The organism is Pseudomonas sp. RL (assembly GCF_000647775.1).
In the GTDB taxonomy this organism is placed as follows: Bacteria; Pseudomonadota; Gammaproteobacteria; order Pseudomonadales; family Pseudomonadaceae; genus Serpens; species Serpens flexibilis.
The window spans coordinates 1-5,416 of sequence record NZ_JBOY01000122.1 but is presented as its reverse complement, the minus strand read 5'-3'; the positions used below and the strand labels follow the sequence as shown (position 1 = coordinate 5,416).

Annotated in this window: 4 protein-coding genes; 1 reads left to right on the top strand and 3 read right to left on the bottom strand. The window is 59.4% G+C overall.

The window, feature by feature from the left end; genetic code table 11:
* Positions 1–79 precede the first annotated feature (79 nt).
* Genes AS93_RS0115980 through AS93_RS0115970 form a run of 3 tightly spaced genes read right to left on the bottom strand, consistent with a single transcriptional unit; the run spans position 80 to position 2,399 of the window.
* A complete protein-coding gene (locus AS93_RS0115980; RefSeq protein ID WP_000480968.1) occupies positions 80–916 on the bottom strand; it encodes an aminoglycoside O-phosphotransferase APH(6)-Id in 837 nt (278 codons plus the stop codon).
* Complete coding sequence (aph(3'')-Ib, locus tag AS93_RS0115975; RefSeq protein WP_001082319.1) at positions 916–1,719, bottom strand: aminoglycoside O-phosphotransferase APH(3'')-Ib; 804 nt, start codon at positions 1,717–1,719, stop codon at positions 916–918. The genes AS93_RS0115980 and aph(3'')-Ib overlap by 1 nt, the downstream gene beginning before the upstream one ends.
* Before the next feature lie 11 nt (positions 1,720–1,730).
* Positions 1,731–2,399 carry a recombinase family protein gene (locus tag AS93_RS0115970; RefSeq protein ID WP_023434504.1) on the bottom strand — a complete coding sequence of 223 codons (669 nt, stop codon included), beginning with the start codon at positions 2,397–2,399 and terminating at the stop codon, positions 1,731–1,733.
* Positions 2,400–2,524: 125 nt separating this feature from the next.
* On the opposite strand from AS93_RS0115970, the gene AS93_RS0115965 reads away from it, so the two are divergent.
* Positions 2,525–5,410: a Tn3 family transposase gene (locus tag AS93_RS0115965; RefSeq protein ID WP_006473469.1), complete on the top strand. Its 2,886-nt coding sequence runs from the start codon at positions 2,525–2,527 to the stop codon at positions 5,408–5,410.
* Positions 5,411–5,416 lie beyond the last annotated feature (6 nt).

Sequence of the window (5,416 nt, the reverse complement as noted above, 5' to 3'; positions counted from 1 at the left end):
CCTACGCTAAGGCTTTGGCCAGCGATATTCTCCGGTGAGATTGATGTGTTCCCAGGGGATAGGAGAAGTCGCTTGATATCTAGTATGACGTCTGTCGCACCTGCTTGATCGCGGCCGCGATAGCTAGATCGCGTTGCTCCTCTTCTCCATCCGCGTTCCAAGCTGCGGAAAGGCACCCATAAGCGTACGCCTGGTCGAGCAGGCGACGCGGATCGACGTCCAGCGCACGAGAGAATGCGTCCGCCATCTGTGCAATGCGTCTAGGATCGAGACAAAGGTCGTCTCTGTCAGCCGGATCGTAGAACATATTGGCGGCGCCAAAGCCCACTTCACCGACCAGACCGACGGGATCTATCACCAGCCAGCCGCGACTGGAGAACATGATGTTTTCATGATGCAGATCGCCATGTAGCCCACGCAGTTCCGAGGCATTGCTCATCATTTGATCGGCTATAATCGCCGCGTGGACGTAGTCAGTTTGACAACCTGCGTTTTGATCATCGCGCGCCCGCTGAAACAAAGCTGCAAAGCGATCCCGGATCGGGAGAAGGGCAGAAGGCAGGGGTTCCTCAGATGCGGCATACAGCTTCGCCATTAGTTCCGCTGCAATTTCGGTCGCCTGGTAGTCGCCGTGCTCGGCAACGATGTGAGAGAGCATTCGCTCCCCGGCATATTCGAGCAACATCAGATTGTTCTCACGACCGAGCAACCGGACTGCTCCCCTCCCATTGCGCCATACCAGATAGTCGGCCCCGCGCAGTTCATCAGCAATGTCTTCTATAGGTTTCAATCCCTTGACGATTGCAGGAGTCCCGTCTGGCAATGAAACTTTCCAAACGAGGCTGGAAAAGGTGTCCGCAATGAGAACAGGTTGCGAAACGTGCCAATGAGCAGGAAAAACAGGCGGCATGAACATCAACCCCAAGTCAGAGGGTCCAATCGCAGATAGAAGGCAAGGCGTTCGCGGTCGGGGGCTTCGATCCCCAATACATTGAATAGGACAGCGAAGGCGCGCTCTGCTTCATCTGGCGCTGCCCAGTTCTCTTCGGCGTTAGCAATCATGAGTGCCAAATCGGCATAGCGATCTGCTGTTCCGAGCCGCCCAAGGTCGATCAGACCCGTGCATTGAAGAGTTTTAGGGTCCACCATGAAGTTCGGCATGCAGGGATCACCATGGCAAACAACCATATCGGTGCGCTCTTGGTCGAGCCGCACCGGTAGCTCTCGTTCGACACGAGCCAAAAGATCGAGCTGCGGCGTACTCTTGTCCTCGTCCGGTAAGAAGTCGGGATTGACGGCATTGCGGGACACCACATCAACGGCGCGTCCGAACATTCGCGACAGCCTGCGCTCAAACGGACATTGATCAACCGATAGGCTGTGAACAGCGCCAAGTTGCTGCCCCATTGACGGCCACGCTTTGAGCAAATCCGCTCCAGACAGATCAGCCGCCGGTACTCCCGGAATTGCCGTTATCACCAAGCATGCACCCTCCTGTTCCTCCTGCCAGTTGATGACCTCGGGGCAAGCCACACCTCGACCTTTGAGCCAAATGAGGCGGTCACGCTCTCCAGCGAGCTCACCGCGGCGGGAAGCAGGTGCGATTTTCGCGAAGGCATGCCCGTCACCACGTCGAAAAACAAAATCACCAGATTCTCCGCCTCTGACAGGCAACCAGTCAGAATGCGATTCACCAAAAAAAATATTAGTTCGATTCAATGGAGGTTCCTTCAGTTTTCTGATGAAGCGCGGAGGTGGCTCAACTTGCGAAAAGAAACGAGTTGCGACGTAAGTCCGAGAACATGCTTTCCATGGTCTCTGAGCTCGCCTTTGGGACCGACATATCGGTAGAGAGTGACGCGCTCGATGCCGAGTTCCTTGCAGAGATCGGAAACTGAAGTATCGCGCTGGGCCATGGCGGCTTGCGCGAGACGCACCTGAGCTTTGGTGAGCGCGAATTTTCGTCCGCCCTTGCGACCGCGCGCTCTCGCGGAGGCGAGACCCGCCATGGTGCGCTCTCGGATCAGATCCCGCTCGAACTCGGCCAAGGTGGCGAAGATTCCGAACACCATGCGACCGGACGCAGTCGTGGTGTCGATCTGAGCGCCCTTTCCAGTCAGAACCCGCAGGCCGATCTTGCGGTCTGACAGCTCCTTCACCGTGTTGACCAGATGGGCAAGCGATCGTCCGAGGCGATCGAGCTTCCAGACCACCAGCACATCGCCGTCACGCAATGACTTGAGGCAGGCAGTCAAGCCAGGGCGATCATCACGACCGCCGGAAGCAAGATCATCATAGATATTGTCCCGTTCGACACCTGCGGCGCGCAAGGTGTCGTGCTGCAGGTCGAGAGACTGCGAGCCATCGGCTTTGGAGACGCGGGCATATCCGATCAGCATGTATCACAAACGTTGGTTTGAGGCGGCGCTTCGGCCACGATTGCATTGACCTCTGGAAATGTATCTCAACCAGCTTCATAAACAAAGCGTCTTGAACGCTATCAGATTTTGAAAAAGGAACATGTATGCCGCGTCGCGTCACTCTAACCGATCGGCAGAAAGACGCGCTGTTGCGCTTGCCGACTTCACAGACGGATTTGCTCAAGCACTATACGCTGAGTGATGAAGACCTTGGGCATATCAGGCTGCGTCGGCGCGCTCACAACAGGTTCGGCTTCGCCCTGCAATTGTGTGTCCTGCGCTATCCCGGCCGGGTGCTGGCTCCAGGCGAACTGATCCCTGCAGAGGTCATCGAATTTATCGGAGCGCAGCTTGGCCTGGGTGCCGACGATCTCGTAGACTATGCTGCCCGCGAGGAAACACGGCACGAGCATCTTGCCGAGTTACGGGGGCTCTACGGCTTCCGCACCTTCTCCGGACGTGGTGCGAGCGAGCTGAAGGAATGGTTGTTCCGAGAAGCCGAGATGGCGGTGTCGAACGAGGATATCGCCCGTCGCTTCGTAGCCGAGTGCCGACGCACCCGCACTGTCCTTCCCGCGACATCCACGATCGAGCGGCTTTGTGCCGCGGCTCTCGTCGATGCCGAGCGACGCATCGAGACGAGGATCGCCATTCGTCTGCCTATGTCGATCCGAGAACAGTTGCTGGCATTGCTCGAGGAGACGGCTGATGATCGGGTGACCCGTTTTGTGTGGCTGCGCCAGTTCGAGCCTGGCTCGAACTCTTCGTCGGCCAACCGGCTGCTCGACCGGCTCGAATATCTGCAACGCGTCGATCTCCCCGAGGATCTGCTTGCCGGCGTTCCTGCCCATCGGGTGACTCGTCTGCGCAGGCAGGGTGAACGGTATTATGCCGACGGCATGCGCGATCTCCCGGAGGACAGGCGGCTTGCGATCTTGGCTGTTTGCGTCTCGGAATGGCAGGCGATGTTGGCCGACGCAGTGGTCGAAACCCACGACCGGATCGTCGGCCGTCTCTACCGTGCTTCGGAGCGTATTTGCCATGCAAAGGTCGCAGACGAAGCGGGGGTGGTGCGTGACACCCTGAAATCCTTCGCCGAGATCGGGGGCGCCCTGGTCGATGCACAGGATGATGGCCAGCCGCTGGGCGACGTCATCGCGAGCGGATCAGGGTGGGACGGCTTCAAAACCCTTGTTGCAATGGCAACCAGGCTCACCGCCACCATGGCCGACGATCCGCTCAACCATGTGCTCGACGGTTATCACCGCTTCCGCCGATACGCTCCACGCATGTTGCGCCTGCTCGATCTGCGAGCTGCGCCCGTTGCACTGCCGCTTCTGGAAGCGGTGACGGCCCTTCGTACCGGTTTGAACGATGCCGCGATGACCAGCTTCTTGCGGCCCAGCTCGAAATGGCATCGCCACCTTCGGGCCCAGAGGGCTGGCGACGCTCGCCTATGGGAGATCGCGGTGCTGTTCCATCTGCGCGATGCGTTCCGCTCCGGAGATGTCTGGCTTACTAGGTCCCGGCGCTATGGCGATCTGAAACACGCACTCGTTCCGGCACAAGCCATCGCGGAAGGCGGTCGTCTCGCTGTGCCATTGCGGCCGGAGGAATGGCTGGCAGACCGGCAAGCTCGCCTCGACATGCGGTTGCGCGAGCTTGGCCGTGCCGCTCGCGCAGGCACGATCCCGGGCGGGTCGATTGAAAACGGCGTTCTGCATATCGAGAAACTCGAAGCCGCCGCGCCGACAGGCGCCGAAGATCTGGTGCTCGATCTCTACAAGCAGATCCCGCCCACGCGCATCACCGATCTCCTGCTGGAGGTGGATGCGGCGACCGGCTTCACCGAAGCGTTCACCCATCTGCGCACAGGAGCACCCTGCGCTGACCGGATCGGGCTAATGAACGTTATCTTGGCGGAAGGGATCAACCTCGGCTTGCGCAAAATGGCGGATGCGACAAACACCCACACCTTCTGGGAATTGATCCGCATTGGACGGTGGCATGTCGAGGGCGAAGCCTATGACCGGGCGCTGGCCATGGTGGTCGAGGCACAGGCAGCGTTACCCATGGCCCGGTTCTGGGGCATGGGCACGTCGGCTTCGAGCGACGGACAGTTCTTCGTCGCTACAGAGCAAGGTGAGGCCATGAACCTGGTCAACGCGAAATATGGCAATACCCCGGGCCTGAAAGCCTATAGCCACGTCTCCGACCAATATGCGCCGTTCGCAACCCAGGTGATTCCTGCAACGGCAAGCGAAGCGCCTTACATCCTCGATGGCCTGCTGATGAACGATGCTGGACGCCATATCCGCGAGCAGTTCACCGACACGGGCGGCTTCACCGATCACGTCTTTGCCGCATGTGCCATTCTCGGCTACCGGTTCGCTCCGCGCATCCGCGACCTGCCATCCAAACGGCTCTACGCGTTCAATCCGTCGGCCGCCCCGGCGCACCTGCGAGCGTTGATCGGCGGAAAGGTCAACCAAGCCATGATCGAGCGCAATTGGCCCGACACCCTGCGCATCGCCGCCACCATTGCTGCCGGGACCGTCGCGCCAAGCCAGATTCTGCGGAAACTCGCCTCCTATCCGCGGCAGAACGAGCTCGCGACAGCCCTGCGGGAAGTCGGTCGCGTCGAGCGCACCCTGTTCATGATCGACTGGATTCTGGATGCCGAACTCCAACGGCGTGCCCAGATCGGGCTCAACAAAGGCGAAGCTCATCATGCGCTGAAGCGGGCAATCAGCTTCCACCGCCGCGGTGAAATCCGCGACCGTTCCGCCGAAGGCCAGCATTACCGCATCGCCGGCATGAATCTGCTCGCCGCCATCATCATCTTCTGGAACACCATGAAGCTCGGCGAGGTCGTTGCAAACCAGAAACGCGATGGAAAGCTGCTATCGCCCGATCTCTTGGCCCATGTTTCGCCGCTCGGATGGGAACACATCAATCTCACCGGAGAATATCGCTGGCCAAAGCCTTAGCGTAGG

Coding starts and splice junctions, on each gene's coding strand:
- AS93_RS0115980 (WP_000480968.1), bottom strand. CDS start 916: ATGTTCATGCCGCCTGTTTTTCCTGCTCATTGGCACGTTTCGCAACCT.
- AS93_RS0115965 (WP_006473469.1), top strand. CDS start 2,525: ATGCCGCGTCGCGTCACTCTAACCGATCGGCAGAAAGACGCGCTGTTG.
- AS93_RS0115970 (WP_023434504.1), bottom strand. CDS start 2,399: ATGCTGATCGGATATGCCCGCGTCTCCAAAGCCGATGGCTCGCAGTCT.